This is a genomic window from Burkholderia sp. PAMC 28687 (genome assembly GCF_001577465.1).
In the GTDB taxonomy this organism is placed as follows: Bacteria; Pseudomonadota; Gammaproteobacteria; order Burkholderiales; family Burkholderiaceae; genus Caballeronia.
Window position 1 is genome coordinate 520,906 of the sequence record NZ_CP014507.1, and the last position, 13,280, is coordinate 534,185.

Annotated in this window: 17 protein-coding genes and 1 pseudogene; 10 read left to right on the top strand and 8 right to left on the bottom strand. The window is 59.6% G+C overall.

Going from position 1 to position 13,280, the window contains the following annotated elements:
• Positions 1-84: 84 nt before the first annotated feature.
• The 4 genes from AX768_RS25175 to AX768_RS25190 all read left to right on the top strand — a co-directional run bounded on the left by AX768_RS25175 (position 85) and on the right by AX768_RS25190 (position 3,522).
• Positions 85-318 (top strand): hypothetical protein, encoded by a 234-nt coding sequence (locus tag AX768_RS25175; RefSeq protein WP_155524338.1) that lies wholly within the window; start codon positions 85-87, stop codon positions 316-318.
• A 186-nt stretch (positions 319-504) separates the two neighbouring features.
• Positions 505-1,314 carry an EAL domain-containing protein gene (locus AX768_RS25180; protein WP_082779074.1) on the top strand — a complete coding sequence of 270 codons (810 nt, stop codon included), beginning with the start codon at positions 505-507 and terminating at the stop codon, positions 1,312-1,314.
• 259 nt (positions 1,315-1,573) lie between these two features.
• On the top strand, positions 1,574-2,428 hold the full coding sequence (locus AX768_RS25185) for an oxidoreductase (RefSeq protein WP_062002831.1): 855 nt from the start codon (positions 1,574-1,576) through the stop codon (positions 2,426-2,428).
• A 68-nt stretch (positions 2,429-2,496) separates the two neighbouring features.
• Positions 2,497-3,522, top strand: coding sequence for an aldo/keto reductase (locus tag AX768_RS25190; RefSeq protein WP_062002832.1), 1,026 nt, complete (start codon positions 2,497-2,499; stop codon positions 3,520-3,522).
• An 18-nt stretch (positions 3,523-3,540) separates the two neighbouring features.
• Here AX768_RS25190 and AX768_RS25195 read toward each other — a convergent pair whose 3' ends face one another.
• Together AX768_RS25195 and AX768_RS25200 are read right to left on the bottom strand one after the other, a co-directional pair.
• Positions 3,541-4,125, bottom strand: coding sequence for a MarR family winged helix-turn-helix transcriptional regulator (locus AX768_RS25195; protein WP_062002833.1), 585 nt, complete (start codon positions 4,123-4,125; stop codon positions 3,541-3,543).
• 68 nt (positions 4,126-4,193) lie between these two features.
• Complete coding sequence (locus tag AX768_RS25200; RefSeq protein ID WP_062003661.1) at positions 4,194-5,120, bottom strand: LysR substrate-binding domain-containing protein; 927 nt, start codon at positions 5,118-5,120, stop codon at positions 4,194-4,196.
• A 130-nt stretch (positions 5,121-5,250) separates the two neighbouring features.
• On the opposite strand from AX768_RS25200, the gene AX768_RS25205 reads away from it, so the two are divergent.
• Both AX768_RS25205 and AX768_RS25210 read left to right on the top strand, forming a co-directional pair.
• Entirely contained in the window at positions 5,251-6,039 is a 789-nt protein-coding gene (locus tag AX768_RS25205; protein ID WP_062002834.1) for a transporter substrate-binding domain-containing protein, read from the top strand.
• A gap of 43 nt (positions 6,040-6,082) precedes the next feature.
• A complete protein-coding gene (locus tag AX768_RS25210) occupies positions 6,083-7,204 on the top strand; it encodes a succinylglutamate desuccinylase/aspartoacylase family protein (protein ID WP_062002835.1) in 1,122 nt (373 codons plus the stop codon).
• Between the two features lie 7 nt (positions 7,205-7,211).
• On the opposite strand, the gene AX768_RS25215 is transcribed toward AX768_RS25210, so the two are convergent.
• On the bottom strand, positions 7,212-8,633 hold the full coding sequence (locus tag AX768_RS25215) for an MFS transporter (RefSeq protein WP_062003662.1): 1,422 nt from the start codon (positions 8,631-8,633) through the stop codon (positions 7,212-7,214).
• A 180-nt stretch (positions 8,634-8,813) separates the two neighbouring features.
• Here AX768_RS25215 and AX768_RS25220 point away from each other — a divergent pair, with 180 nt between their 5' ends.
• Both AX768_RS25220 and AX768_RS25225 read left to right on the top strand, forming a co-directional pair.
• On the top strand, positions 8,814-9,065 hold the full coding sequence (locus AX768_RS25220; protein WP_062002836.1) for a DUF1488 domain-containing protein: 252 nt from the start codon (positions 8,814-8,816) through the stop codon (positions 9,063-9,065).
• Between the two features lie 54 nt (positions 9,066-9,119).
• Positions 9,120-9,815: a Pr6Pr family membrane protein gene (locus AX768_RS25225; RefSeq protein ID WP_062002837.1), complete on the top strand. Its 696-nt coding sequence runs from the start codon at positions 9,120-9,122 to the stop codon at positions 9,813-9,815.
• Positions 9,816-9,822: 7 nt separating this feature from the next.
• Here the strand turns inward: AX768_RS25225 and AX768_RS25230 are convergent, their stop codons facing one another.
• The 5 genes and pseudogenes from AX768_RS25230 to AX768_RS34305 form a co-directional block, all read right to left on the bottom strand.
• On the bottom strand, positions 9,823-10,434 hold the full coding sequence (locus AX768_RS25230) for a glutathione S-transferase family protein (protein ID WP_062002838.1): 612 nt from the start codon (positions 10,432-10,434) through the stop codon (positions 9,823-9,825).
• A gap of 43 nt (positions 10,435-10,477) precedes the next feature.
• A pseudogene (locus AX768_RS34535) lies at positions 10,478-10,705 on the bottom strand (MBL fold metallo-hydrolase); the annotation flags it as partial.
• Positions 10,706-10,790: 85 nt separating this feature from the next.
• Positions 10,791-11,873: a phage integrase central domain-containing protein gene (locus AX768_RS25240; RefSeq protein ID WP_082779075.1), complete on the bottom strand. Its 1,083-nt coding sequence runs from the start codon at positions 11,871-11,873 to the stop codon at positions 10,791-10,793.
• Positions 11,851-12,069 (bottom strand): excisionase, encoded by a 219-nt coding sequence (locus tag AX768_RS32200; RefSeq protein ID WP_082779076.1) that lies wholly within the window; start codon positions 12,067-12,069, stop codon positions 11,851-11,853. Before AX768_RS32200 ends, AX768_RS25240 begins: the two co-directional genes overlap by 23 nt.
• Positions 12,070-12,123: 54 nt before the next feature.
• Positions 12,124-12,363 (bottom strand): XF1762 family protein, encoded by a 240-nt coding sequence (locus AX768_RS34305; RefSeq protein ID WP_335340491.1) that lies wholly within the window; start codon positions 12,361-12,363, stop codon positions 12,124-12,126.
• A gap of 47 nt (positions 12,364-12,410) precedes the next feature.
• On the opposite strand from AX768_RS34305, the gene AX768_RS25245 reads away from it, so the two are divergent.
• Together AX768_RS25245 and AX768_RS25250 are read left to right on the top strand one after the other, a co-directional pair.
• Positions 12,411-12,839: a phage structural protein gene (locus AX768_RS25245; protein ID WP_062002841.1), complete on the top strand. Its 429-nt coding sequence runs from the start codon at positions 12,411-12,413 to the stop codon at positions 12,837-12,839.
• Positions 12,836-13,270: a phage tail assembly chaperone gene (locus tag AX768_RS25250; protein WP_062002842.1), complete on the top strand. Its 435-nt coding sequence runs from the start codon at positions 12,836-12,838 to the stop codon at positions 13,268-13,270. Before AX768_RS25245 ends, AX768_RS25250 begins: the two co-directional genes overlap by 4 nt.
• The last annotated feature ends 10 nt before the right edge of the window (positions 13,271-13,280 follow it).

Genomic DNA, 13,280 nt, shown 5'->3' on the forward strand with positions numbered 1-13,280 from the left:
GAACCAATGTATTTGTGCGGTTTGTTTAATAGGGCCAAGCGACCTTGCTTAATCCGCCAGTCGGGCGTGATATTCGGGTGCGCCGTGTCGCAAGAGATACTGATCACCGGGCTTTATGCCGTAAAGCTGACTGAATTAAAACATTTGCCTTGGACGCAGGTTCATCCTGCCATGAAGACGGACGGCCGCGCCTTGTGCGTCGGCATGGGCGCGGTTTTGGTGTTCGCCGTAACAGCGGAAAAACGCTACGTAACATCGCCCATTGAAAGGCTTGAACAAACGCCGGGTCCAATGGCGAAAGTCCCGCTAATGGCTTAATCGGTGGAGGTTAATGCGGTTCTGTTGCCTTCGCCACATGTATTGGCGCCCGGATAATCCGTTGGCACGTCTTGTGCATGGTAGGCGGCGGTCTGCGAAATTTTCTGCCCATTAATCTTTCATAAGGCAGGCTGGACGTGGCGCGAAGGGCGGCGCCGCACATTGCGAAGCTGACGGGAGACGACAATGAAAATCGAAGAAAAAGAGCAGCTGTGTCAGCGGGTCAGGAGAGGATTGCGTGCCGGCGAGTTTGCTATGGCATTCCAGGGGATCTACCAAATGAAGACGGGCGCGTTGACGAGCGCCGAAGCCCTGATTCGCTGGCTGCATCCGGAATACGGCACCTTGCTGCCCGACGCGTTCATCAGCGCGATTGAAGACCCGCGGGTTGCGGCCGACATGACGTACTTCGTCATCAAGAGCACCAGTCGCCAGCTCGGGCAGTGGCAGCGCGAGGGGCGCCCCGTGTTCCCGATAGCCGTCAATGTGCCCCCGTCGGTCGCCATGAGCGAGCATTTCACGCAGCATGTCGAGCGGATTGCGCGGTCGAACGGAATCTCACCCGGACTGCTGCAGCTCGAGTTGTCCGAGGCCGAAGATGCGACGCGCGTGCTGGCATCGAAGGGATTGATGGCGGGCTTGCGCGACATTGGCGTGACCATCGCCATCGATGACTTCGGCACGGGCTATTCGTCACTGGCCATGCTGAGCGCAATGGACATAGACGTGGTGAAGCTCGCCAAGGAACTGCTGGTCGAAGTGCCCACGTGTCCGCGTGCTTGCGCGGTGGTATCGGCGATGCTGAACCTGTTGCAGACCTTGCGCCTCACGGTCGTGGTCGAAGGCGTTGAAACGCAGTCGCAGGCGAAGTGGCTGGCGCAATGGCCGCACGTGCTGACACAAGGGTTCTACTATGGGCGGCCGACCTTCGGACTGGCGAACGTTCCCGGCTGCAAGCGTGCGCCCGTGCGTCACCTGGAGTTGGTAAGCGCCTGAACGCGTCCCCCTGCGTCCGACTTTATCCTTCATCTTGTGCCCGGCTCGTTCGGGCCGCTTGTGCTGCAATCTCGCATCGCGAGTAAGCTTTAGCCGGGCGTCCATTTCTGGGCACGGTTCTGGCGACGCAAACAGCGCATCAACTCAGACACCCATCCCTTTGCCACGCCTCTCGCCGCATGGTTCGCGGCGAAACGCCCCGGCGAAAACCCCCTGCATTGATTCAACCCACTTTCTGAAAAATGAACAGGAGCTTTCCATGATGAATCGCAACAACCCCGTATGGCTGATCACCGGCTGCTCGACAGGTTTTGGCCGTGAACTCGCGAAGCTCGTGCTCGAGCGCGGCTGGCGCGCGGTGGTCACCGCACGTGATCCGTCGACGCTCAAGGACTTGACCGAAGGGTATCCGGAGACCGCGCTCGCGCTGCAACTCGATGTCACCAACCGCAAGCAGATCGAGGACGTGGTCGCCCAGTCGAAGCACAAGTTCGGACGGATCGACGCGCTCGTGAACAACGCCGGCTACGGTTATCTCGCGGCGATCGAGGAAGGCGAAGACGACGCCGTGCGCGCGATGTTCGAAACCAACGTATTCGGTCTCGTCGACATGACGAAGGCCGTGCTGCCCGTCATGCGCGAGCAGAAAAGCGGAATCGTAATCAATATTTCATCGATCGGCGGGATCACCAGCTTCGCGGCGACGGGCTATTACCACGGCACCAAGTACGCGGTGGAAGGCATCTCCGAGTCGCTGGCGCTCGAAGTGAAACCGCTGGGTATCGATGTGCTGATTGTCGAGCCGGGACCGTTCCGCACCAATTGGGCGGGTCCGTCGATCAAGCAGTCGGCCACGCGTATCGACGCTTATGACGCCACCGCCGGCGAGCGCCGCAAGCAGACCGAAGCACGCAGCGGCAATCAGGCGGGCGATCCGGTTCGCGCGGCACAGGCGATCATCGACGCTGCGTTGTCGGACACCCCGCCGTTGCGTTTGCTGCTCGGCAAGGCCGCGCTCGAACTCGCGCGCAAGAAGGTCGATCTGCTGAAGCATGACTTCGATACATGGGAAAAGACGACCATCGGCGCCGATTTCCCCGAAGCCTCGAAGTAATCCAGTGCGCCACGGACGGACAAACCGTGGCACTTTATCTCCCTTCATCAAGAAAGGAATCAACGGAAATGGAATATCGCTTGTTAGGCGAATCAGGATTCAAGGTGCCGGTGCTGAGCCTCGGCACGGGCACGTTTGGCGGCAGCAATGACTTCTTCAAGGCATGGGGCAGCACGGACGCGGACGGCGCGCGCCGGCTTGTCGACATTGCGCTCGACGCAGGCGTTTCGATGTTCGACAGCGCCGACGTTTATTCTGACGGCATGGCCGAAGAGATTCTCGGCAAGGCGATTGCAGGGCGCCGCTCGCAAGTGATCGTGTCAACCAAAGGAACATTTCGCGCCGGCGCCGGTGTGAACGATGTCGGCTCGACCCGGCATCACCTGACCGAAGCCATCAACGGCAGTTTGAAGCGCCTGAACACCGACTACATCGACGTGTACCAGCTTCATGGTTTCGATGCGATGACGCGCGTGGAAGAAACGCTGCGTACGCTCGATGACTTCGTGCGCGCGGGCAAGATCCGCGTGATCGGCTGCTCGAATTTTTCGGGCTGGCATTTGATGAAGTCACTGTCGGCGTCGGACCGTGAGGGGCTTGCGCGGCACTCGGCGCATCAGGCCTATTACTCGCTGATTGGCCGCGATTTCGAGCAGGAGCTGATGCCGCTTGGCATCGACCAGAAGGTTTCGACGATCGTATGGAGTCCATTGGGATGGGGACGCCTTACCGGCAAGATTCGCCGCGGCACGCCGCTGCACGCGAACAGCCGTCTGCACGTGACGGCGGACAAGGCGCCCCCGGTCGCGGATGAATACCTGTACAACGTCGTCGATGCGCTCGATGCCGTTGCAAAGGAAACCGGCAAGAGCGTGCCGCAGATTGCGCTGAACTGGCTGCTGCAGCGTCCGACCGTGGCGAACGTCATCGTAGGCGCACGCGATGAAGCGCAGTTCCGCGAGAATCTGGGCAGTATCGGATGGTCGTTGAGCGCGGAACAAATTGCAGCGCTCGATAAAGCCAGCGTCACGACGCTGCCGTATCCGTACTGGCACCAAAGCGGGTTTGCCGAGCGTAACCCGGCGCCGGTCTGAAACAGGGCGGTCGCGGCGCTAGTCCTCGACCGCCTCTCCACGCTCGGCCACCATCCGCCCGAGTTCCCGCGTCGACAGCACACGTCGGCGCGGATCTGTCGAACCCAGTTCATCGCCGGCCAGGTTTTCGATCACGGCGAGCAGCACCTTGCGCGCGGTCTTGATATCGCGTTCGCTCATCCCCGCCACGCTGATCTCGTTGACTTCCTCGGCAAGCGGCACGAGCTTGTCTCTCAGTGCGCGCCCTTGCTCGGTCAGGAAGACATGCACGTTCTTCTTGTTATCGGGCATTTGCTGGCGCTCGACAAATCCCATGGCTTCCATTGCCCTCACGGCCGCGAACGTGGTCGGTTCCATCACGCCTGCCTGCGCGCTCAGTTCGCGCTGCGTCAGGCCGTCGGTCTCCCACAGGATCCGCAAGAAGGTCCAGTGCCCGTACGACACGGCATGTTCTGCCAGACGCAGTTGCATTGCCCGCACCATTGCCCGGGTTGCGTCCTTGACGAGGTGAGCCAGGCGATCGTTCGGCACGGTGTCGTGCCAATGACGCAGCATTGCCGCGGTCTCGCGTGGCGCCGCGTCTGATGATTTCTTGTCTGTCATGAAAGTGTCCAAATGCTGGAGGTGTCGCCTGGACCGACATGATAGCCGTTAAAACGCGCGGCATTTCGTCAGGCCTTGGCGCCCGAGTCCGGCATCATGCGTGCAAACGATACCGCCATCGACGCCAGTTCCTGCGCAACCGGCGTCAGTGGAACACCGGCACGTCTCAGGAGGCACACGCGCGTGCTCGGCACGCGTTCCCTGATCGGCACGACCGATACATGCTCGCGAAAGAACGGATGTTGTGCGAGGCGCACGGGTTCGAGCGATAAATAATCGCTGTTCGCCACGCAGTGCAGCGTGTCGAATACGGCTTCAGTCGTGGCGGCAATGCGCGGCGGTTCGAACCCTGCATCGTCGAAGAGCGTGGACAGGCGATTGGCGACATCGCTCGCATGACGCGCCCGCGTGCTGACCCAGTCGCAATGCCGCAACGCACGCAAGGACTTCGATTTGACCAGCGGGTGATCGTGCCGTGCGATCACCGCGACCGGCGACTCGAACAGCGTGGTTGCATCGAGATCGTGGATGTCGGCCTCTTGCGCCACCAGCGCGAGCGCGAAATCCAGGCTGCCGTCGCGCACCCACGCGGTCAGCACGCGCGACGTGGCGCTCGTCAGATGCACGTCGATACGCGGACAGCGCTCGCGAAAACTCGCGAGCAGCGCGGGGAAGAGGCGCATCATGGCTTCCGCTGCGACGCCGAGCGACACCTGTCCCGTCAGCTCGCCGCGCAACTGGCGCATTTCTTCTTCGGTCCTCGCGCATTCGCCGAGGATGACATCGGCGCGAATCCTGAGACGCTCCCCAGTCGATGTCAGCCGCGCCCCGCGATGACCGCGCTCGAACAACGGGCCGCCCGCGGTAATCTCGAGTTTCCTCAATTGCTGTGTCACACCGCTTTGCGCAATGCCGAGCCGGCGCGCGGCAGCTCGCAAACTGCCGGCCTCGGCGACTGCGACAAACACGCGAAGTTGAGTCAATGTCAGTTCCACGCGCACCACCGCCCGGGTGATATGTGAAAGTGATCATGATAAGTAAATCGCCCCTGTTTGAGTGCATTTTGGACTCTTACTATCCGAAATAGCCCTGTACGGACTGACAACCACCCTTGAGTGAGCGCCGATGAAACCCTTCCTTCCCGCACGCGCCGCTGCCGCGATCGCAATGGCCGCAGTCATGGTTTTTTCCGCGCCGGCCATGGCAAAGGACGCAAATGTATTGCGGCTTGGCATCGACCCGACGTATCCGCCGATGGACGTAAAACTGCCGGACGGCCACGTCGCCGGGTTCGACGTCGATCTCGCCGATGAAATCTGCCGCCGTATCGCGATGCATTGCGAATGGGTCGAAATGGAGTTCTCCGGCATGATCCCGGCGCTGCAGGCACGCAAGATCGACGCAATCATTTCGTCGATGGCGATCACTGAAAAGCGCATGCAGCAGATCGCGTTCTCGACCAAGCTGTTCCAGTTCAAGTCGCGGCTGATTGCCAAATCAGGCGCGCCGATGACGGTCAGCCCGGACGGGTTGCGCGGCAAGCGCATCGGCGTGCAGAGCGGCACGCAGTTCGAAACGTATGCGCAAAAGAACTGGCAGCCGGGCGGCGCCGAGGTCGTGGCGTACCAGAGCCAGGAGGGTGTGTTCAACGATTTGACGTCGGGCAGGCTCGATGCCGCGTTGCTGGGATCGGTCGAAGCCGAACACGGCTTCCTGAAGACATCGAGAGGCCAGGGCTTTGGTTTTGTCGGCGGCCCGCTGGAGATGGGCGATCACGGTACAGGTATCGGCATGCGCAAGGACGACGCAGCACTCAAGACCAAGATTGATCAGGCGATCACGAGCATGCGCGCGGATGGCACCTATCAGAAGATCTCGCGCAAGTATTTCGACTTCGACGTGTACGGCAACTAAGCGGCAATCAAGCTGTATTTCAAAAGTTCTGCAGGAGCATTCGATGCACATTCAACACACGCCGCTAGTTTCCACTTCCATCGGCACTCATCGCGAGTTCGTCAGCTTTCACTTCGGCACGCCCGGTGCGGGGGAGAAGGTTTATATGCAGGCGTCACTGCATGCCGACGAAACGCCCGCCATGCTCACCGCGTGGCGTCTGAAGCATCGTTTGAAAGAGCTGGAGAATGCGGGGCGCATCAAGGGCGAAGTGATCGTGGTGCCGGTCGCAAATCCGATCGGACTTTCGCAGCATGTGCTCGGACAATTCCTCGGACGTTTCGAGTTGAATAGCGGGCACAACTTCAATCGCAGTTTCCCGTTGCCTTCTGCGGCTGCGCTCATGGAACGCGTCGGCACGCAATGGACGCAGGACGCCGACAGCAACACACGTTTGCTGCGGCGCGCAGTATGCGAAATGCTCTCTGAAGTGAAGCCGAAGAACGAGTTCGAGTCGCTGCGCCGCGAGATGATGATCATGGCCGCGGATGCGGACCTCATCATCGACCTGCATTGTTCGCTCGAAGCCACCATGCACCTCTACACGAGCCCGGCGAGCTGGCCTGCGGTCGAACCACTCGCGCGTTATCTGGGCGCCAGCGGCGTGTTGCTCGCAGCAGATTCAGGCGGCCAGTCATTCGATGAAGTCCACACGCAATTATGGAACGAGGTACGTGCGCTTCTGGGCGATACCGCGCCGCTCTCCGCGCCCAACGTGGCGCTGACGGTCGAGCATCGTGGACAGCGCGATGTGACCTATGAATTCGCGGAGCAGGACGCCGAAGGGATCATCGATTACCTGACGCATCGCGGCGTGATAGAAGGTGAGGCACGAGCATTGCCGCCGCTCAATCATCCCGCTACGCCGCTTGCCGGCAGCGAACAGTTCATTGCGCCCGTGAGCGGCGTGCTGGTGCATCGTGCGGCTGTTGGCGCTTACCTGAAGGCGGGCGATCCGGTCTTCGATATCGTCGATCCGATCACCGACGAAGTCACCACGCTCACCACTAAGAACGACGGCATCTTCTATATGCGCCGCGCGATTCGTTTTGTGATCGCTGGTGCGCCGCTCGGCCGTGTGACCGGTGCAGTTCCGTTCAGGACGGGCGTCCTGATCGGCGCCTGAGCCTGGGCTACTTCATCTCTGCAGCCGCGCCGCGTCCGCGCCCGCGCGCAGCGGAGATGCCTTCGCCCGCTTCGGGCGGCATGCGTGCGAACATCGGATAAGACGCCAGCACGACCATCGCGGTCACGACAAACGCCGCAGCCAGTTGCCAACGTTGCGCGTGCGTTCCCGGCGACAGGATCATGGTGACCTGGATCGTGCCGGCGGCAACCGTGACACCCACCGCTTTCATGAGTTGCTGCGCGGTTCCCTGAAACGATGTCGCCGATGCAAGCTGACTTTTGGGGACATCGGCGAAGGCGAGCGCGCCCATGGTCGCGAAGCCGAGCGAACGCGAGAGCCCACCGAAGAGCAGCAACATGAATATGGCGGCAGCAGGCCAGCTTTGCGACATGAACGAGCACGCAACGAGCATCGCTGCAAATGAAACGCTGCCCGCGCACAAGACCGTGCGTACGGAGAAATGCCGCAATGCGGTCGATGTCATCGGCCGCATGCAAAACGACCCCAGGGCGCTTGCGAACGTGACGAGTCCGCTGGCGGACGCGCTATAACCAAAGCCGGTTTGCAGCGTGAGCGGCACGAGAAACGGCAAGGCCCCCGCGCCCGCACGAAACAGGCTGCCCGCTATGGTGGCGGCATGGAACGTCGGAATGGCGAGCAGCGAGAAATCGACAGCAGGGTCGGGCACGCGGCGGCAATGCCTGACAGCGAGCCAGAAAAGCAGTACGCCCGCAGCAATGCACGCCGGTGCTGCGAACGGCGGCAACACGTTGCGCCCGGCGCATTCGATGCCGATCATGAAGAGTGTCAGCGAACCGCCGATCATCATCATGCCGCGCAAGTCCGGAGGCACAGGACGTTCGGCCGGAGAGGCCGGCAGCAGCTTCCACGTCAGCAAGATCCCCGCAATACCCACCGGCACGTTGACCCAGAAGATGCTGCGCCACGACAGCGCATCGGTCAGAAACCCGCCTAGCGGCGGTCCCATCAGCGGGCCAATGAGCGCGGGCATCGTGAGCCATGTGGTCGCCTGCAAAAGTTCCTCGCGCTTGACGCCGCGAAAGAGGATCAGCCGGCCGACGGGGACCATCATCGCGCCCCCGAGTCCTTGCACGATGCGCGCGCCGATCAGCTCGGGCAGGCTCGATGCCGCCGCGCACGCAACCGAAGACACGGTGAACAGGGCGATCGCCCACATGAAGACGCGCTTCGCGCCAAAACGGTCGGCGACCCAGCCGCTTGCGGGAATGAAGACGGTCAGTGCGACGAGATACGCCGTGATCGCGCTGCTCAAATGGACCGGGTCGACGCCGAGATCGCGTGCCATGGAAGGCAACGCCGTGGCTACGATGGTGCCGTCCATGTTCTGCATGAAGAGGGCGCTTGCGATGATCGCGGCGGTCAGGCGGAAATTGACGGGTTTCACAAGGCAGTGCGTCGTGGGTTCGATCAAATGCGTGGGACCAAAGTCTACTTGAAGCGCGCGGCAGGCTGCTTCATTACAAATGGCGTACGGCTTTGCAGAAAACACACGCTAAGGGTAATCACTATGAACTTCGCCGTTGCTCCAATTGCAGCACGCGACGGAATAGGACTACGATGGCGCATGAAACTCAATTTCCCCAATCCCAGCCGTTCCTACGATACCTCCCGGCACTGTGTGTGCTTCTGGGGATATGACGGCTCGCGCGAGATCTCGTTCCAGATTGGCGATGCCGCGCTCTCCAGCTTCAATCCGCAGATGGGATCGGATGAATCCGCAGTGCTTGCTGCCTTCGATCTTTATCGCGAACGTATTTTGCAGAAAGCCGAAAGCCTCTACGTTCGCGGTGCGCAGAACATCTTCAAGATTTCCTGAAGGCTCATTAAACGTTCGCCTGCAACGCATACCTGCCGCGTATAAAATCGTGGCATGACGAAGCCTATCCCCTCGCAAAGCCGCCAGCAGCCTGTCGAGCACGATCTGCCATTGCATACGCCCAGCCTCGCGTCACTGCTTCTGGCGGCCTCGATAGCGACCATTGCGTGGCTCGCGCTCGCCGCGCAAACCGACATCACCGTTCACCGCATGCTGTCGCGAGGCCTGGGCGTATTCGACGGTATCGAACGTCTGAGCAGTTACCTGACCAACCTCACGATCTTCGCGGTCGCCATCTGTTTTTCATGCGTGGCGGCGAGGGCGGGAACGCCGGTGGGACGTTTTTTCCGCAAGCCTCCGGTCGTTACAGCGGTCGTGGTTTATATCGTGTTCGTGGGGCTCGCATATAACCTCTTGCTGCGATACCTGTGGACGCCGTCGGGATACCGGGCGGTGCTCAACGAATGCCTGCATACCGTGGTGCCGGTTTTATCGGCGATGTACTGGGTGCTGTTCGTGCCACGTTTTCATCTGACCGTCCACAAGACGCTGCTCTGGCTGATCTATCCACTAGGCTACTTGTGCGTCACATTATGGCGCGGCAGCACGTCGGACTTTTACCCTTACCCGTTCATTGATGTCGGCGAGCTTGGGTATCCGCATGTGCTGCTCAACGCCAGCTTGCTGGTGGTTGCGTTTCTGGTTCTGATGGCCGTGTTCATTGCGCTGAATCATCGGCGGCCACATTAAGCGCGGCTTATTCGCCTGATTTCTCTATCGCTCGCCGATACGCAGGAAGCGCTTCGATGCGCTTCACAAACGCGGTCAGGTTCGGATAGGCGTCGTCGCCGCAAAATTTCACGGCCATCTGAACGGCGAAGGACAGTTGGATATCCGCGCCGGTCAGTTCATTGCCGACAAAATAGTCGTGACCCTCGAGCGATTTGTCGAGAAAGCCCAGGTGCCGCTTCATTTCACTTTCGATGCGCGGCTGCAGTGGCGCTGCGCCTTCACCAAGCCTGCCCGTGTAAAGCTTGAGCATGAGCGGCAGCATGGCGGAGCCTTCCGCGTAGTGCAGGAATTGCAGGTACTGGTTGAATGCATGCGTGTCCTGCGCCGGCGCGAGCCGCCCGTTGCCATGCTTGCGAATCAGATACTCGATGATCGCGCCCGACTCGAAGACCACTTCATCGCCATCGCGAATCACCGGCGCCTTGCCCAGCGGATGGATCTTTTCCAGTTCCGGCGGTGCGAGCCGCGTCTTTGGATCACGCTTGTACACATGCACGGTGTAGTCGAGCCCGAGTTCCTCGAGTAGCCAGGTGATGCGGCGCGAGCGTGATTCGTTCAGGTGATGGACTTCGATCATGGTTACCTTGTGTGTTATTCGTTTGAACCCTCTTTCCCGCAAGCTACGGTCCCGGTGTTTTAGCGTCGCCAAGCTTGATCATCTGCCCATGACGCAGGACCACGAACGCATCTTCCGGCAAGCCCGCTTCCTTCACGGCCTGTTTCAACAGACGCGGCGGTTCGTCGAGCGGGTCATCGGCGAGTTCGAAGGTGCCCCAGTGAATGCCTATCGATTTCTTCGAATGGACATCTTCGTGAATCTGTACCGCTTCAAACGGGTTGACGTGCTGCGGACATATGTATATTCAAAATCAAACCCTTCACCAGAAAGGTTTTCCGGGGATTGATTAAAATTCGTTTAACCGGATTTTGAAACTACCCCATATTTATCTTCACTTTTATGGGCTCTATTCCGCGATTGTTAGCGTAGAGATCGGCCGTTGCATCATCCGAATGCGCAAGCAATGCTTTCGTGTCAATGCCACCCTGATCCATGTATGTGCGCTTTGCCAAGCTGCGAATCTCGTGGAAGGAAGGCGCATTCTCATCCGGTATTCCTGCAAGCTTCCGTGCCGATGCAAAGCGCATGCTGATCGTCTGCAAATGGACTGCCGATCCGCGCGTGATCGTTCCGTTGTTGCGCTTGTGGTGGATCAAATATGGGCTAACCACGTTGGACTTGCACCGCGCGATGACATCCGCCAGAGAAAGACCGATGGCATCCATCCGAAGGGCGACAGGTATAGCAATCCATTTCTTTGTTTTCTGCCGAAACACAAGTGCCTCGCCATCCTTGACAGAGTTACGGGGCCACGAGGCGACAGTCGATCGATCTTGCCCGGAAACCAGCGCGAGCAGCATCATGTTCGGAAGCCACTCGGCGACCTCTGGCGCCTTTTCCAGTATCTTGTTGAACTGCTCCAACGTCAGGCGCTGCCGCTTTACCGTTACCGAAATCTTTTCCGTCACCGTTGCTGGGTTGCGATCAATCCAGCCAAGCGCGGTTGCCTTCGTGAAAATCTCAATCAGACGGGTTCTCATCACCTGTGCCCAGCGCATCTTCCCGCGCGCTTTGAATTCCTCAAGAAAATCGGAGATCTCAAGCGTCGTGATTGTTTCGACGGCGCGACCCTTGAATCTCTCGGCGATGACCTTGTCCTGAGAGTTTCGAGCGGCCGCAGTCGTCTTTGCGATGCCGGTCATGTTCATCTTCTTGATAAGTTGCTCAATCGTTCGCTCAGTCCGTAGCAGCCGTTGCGCGAGCGTGGTTGTAGCAACGCTTTTCTCGGCGATCACATTGGCCTCTTGAGTTTCATGAATCGCCTGAGCCAGGCTGATGCGCCCTAGAACGTGGGTCTGCTTATCGATGGGATTACGCCACACGTAATATTGTGGGCGCGGCTCATGCAGATTAGCGGGCCAGTTCGCTCGCTTCTTAATTCTTGGCCTTGCTGCCATGTCCGAATACCCGTTGAGCTAGAGTGGGGCGAGCGCTTCCGTCTTGGAACGTCGCATCTTCTTCAACATAATAGGCGCGCCCGACCTTGACCGGAGCAGGCCATATCTTCCCTTGCGTGATCCATGTCCGAGCAGTCGTTATCGCTGGCGGCGGGTCGAATTGAGTCATCAGCCACGTATTAAGACGAACCTTCATGCTTCACTCCCAAATATACGGCTGCAACCTGCAGAAAGGCGGAGACGTGAGCGGTCATACTGGTTTCTGGGGCGGTGCTGGCCAACTTCCCCAGCCGTATGCTTGCTTGTCGCACGTCGGATGCTTGTCAGTTCGTGGGCGTGACGGCGTATCCCATGAACGACCCTTCACCGTCCAAAGTAATTTCCATCCTGCTGCCCGCAAACTCGCTCCGTCTTCGCTGTCCAAGATGTACGTCAGGCCACGCCGAAAACCCTTGTCTTGCGCAACACGTCGTGCAGCTGCGTAAAGCATCGAGCAGGCATTCGGCACTCCGTTCGTGCAGAGACGCGTACAGTTTCATGGACGTCCAAGCATCGCTCGTCGGTGCGGGTGGCGCATTCCAGCTCGGCTACGGTCAAGCAACGGCAGAAGAAGGTATCGACATCCAGCGCGCCGGCGACAAGAACACGATGCGCATCGGCTCGGACGGTGAAGGTATGCATAGCCTGCACGCCGACAAATCCGGCACGATCACGCTTCGCTACCTGAAGACTTCGCCGGTCAATCAAAAGCTCATGGCCCTTTCCGTGGCGCAGGCCTTGAGTTCTTCGCTCTGGGGGCAAAATGTCATCACCGTGACGCAAAGCGCATCGGGCGACATCACCACGGGTCGCAACTGCGCGTTCAAGAAGATCCCCGATCTGAAGTACGCGAAAGACGGCGACATCGTCGAGTGGGTTTTCGACGTTATCAAAATTGACTCGATGCTCGGACAGTACGCGCAATGATCGAATTCGAAATCGGCGGTATCGAATACCGCAGCGGCAAGCTCGACACGTTCAAGCAATTGCACGTGTCGCGCAAGATCGGTCCGCTCGTTCCGAAGCTGCTCCCTGCATTCGCTTCCATCGCGGCGAAGAAGGAAGGCAAGAACGACATTGCTCTCATCGCGGGCGCGCTGCAGCCGGTCGCTGACGTCATGGCAGAAATGTCCGAGGCCGACGTCGAATACATCTTCTCGAACTGCCTGGCGGTCGTGCAGCGCAAGCAGGGAAAGGATTGGGCGCGCGTGTGGAACAACGGCGCGCTGATGTTCGATGACATCGAAATGCCGATGATGATCCAGATCACGATGAAGGTGATTTGGGACAACCTCGGTGCTTTTATACAAGGGCTTCTCGCGAAGCAAGCGGCGGGAAGCCCACCAGCACCGGTGTAACCTGGGCGGC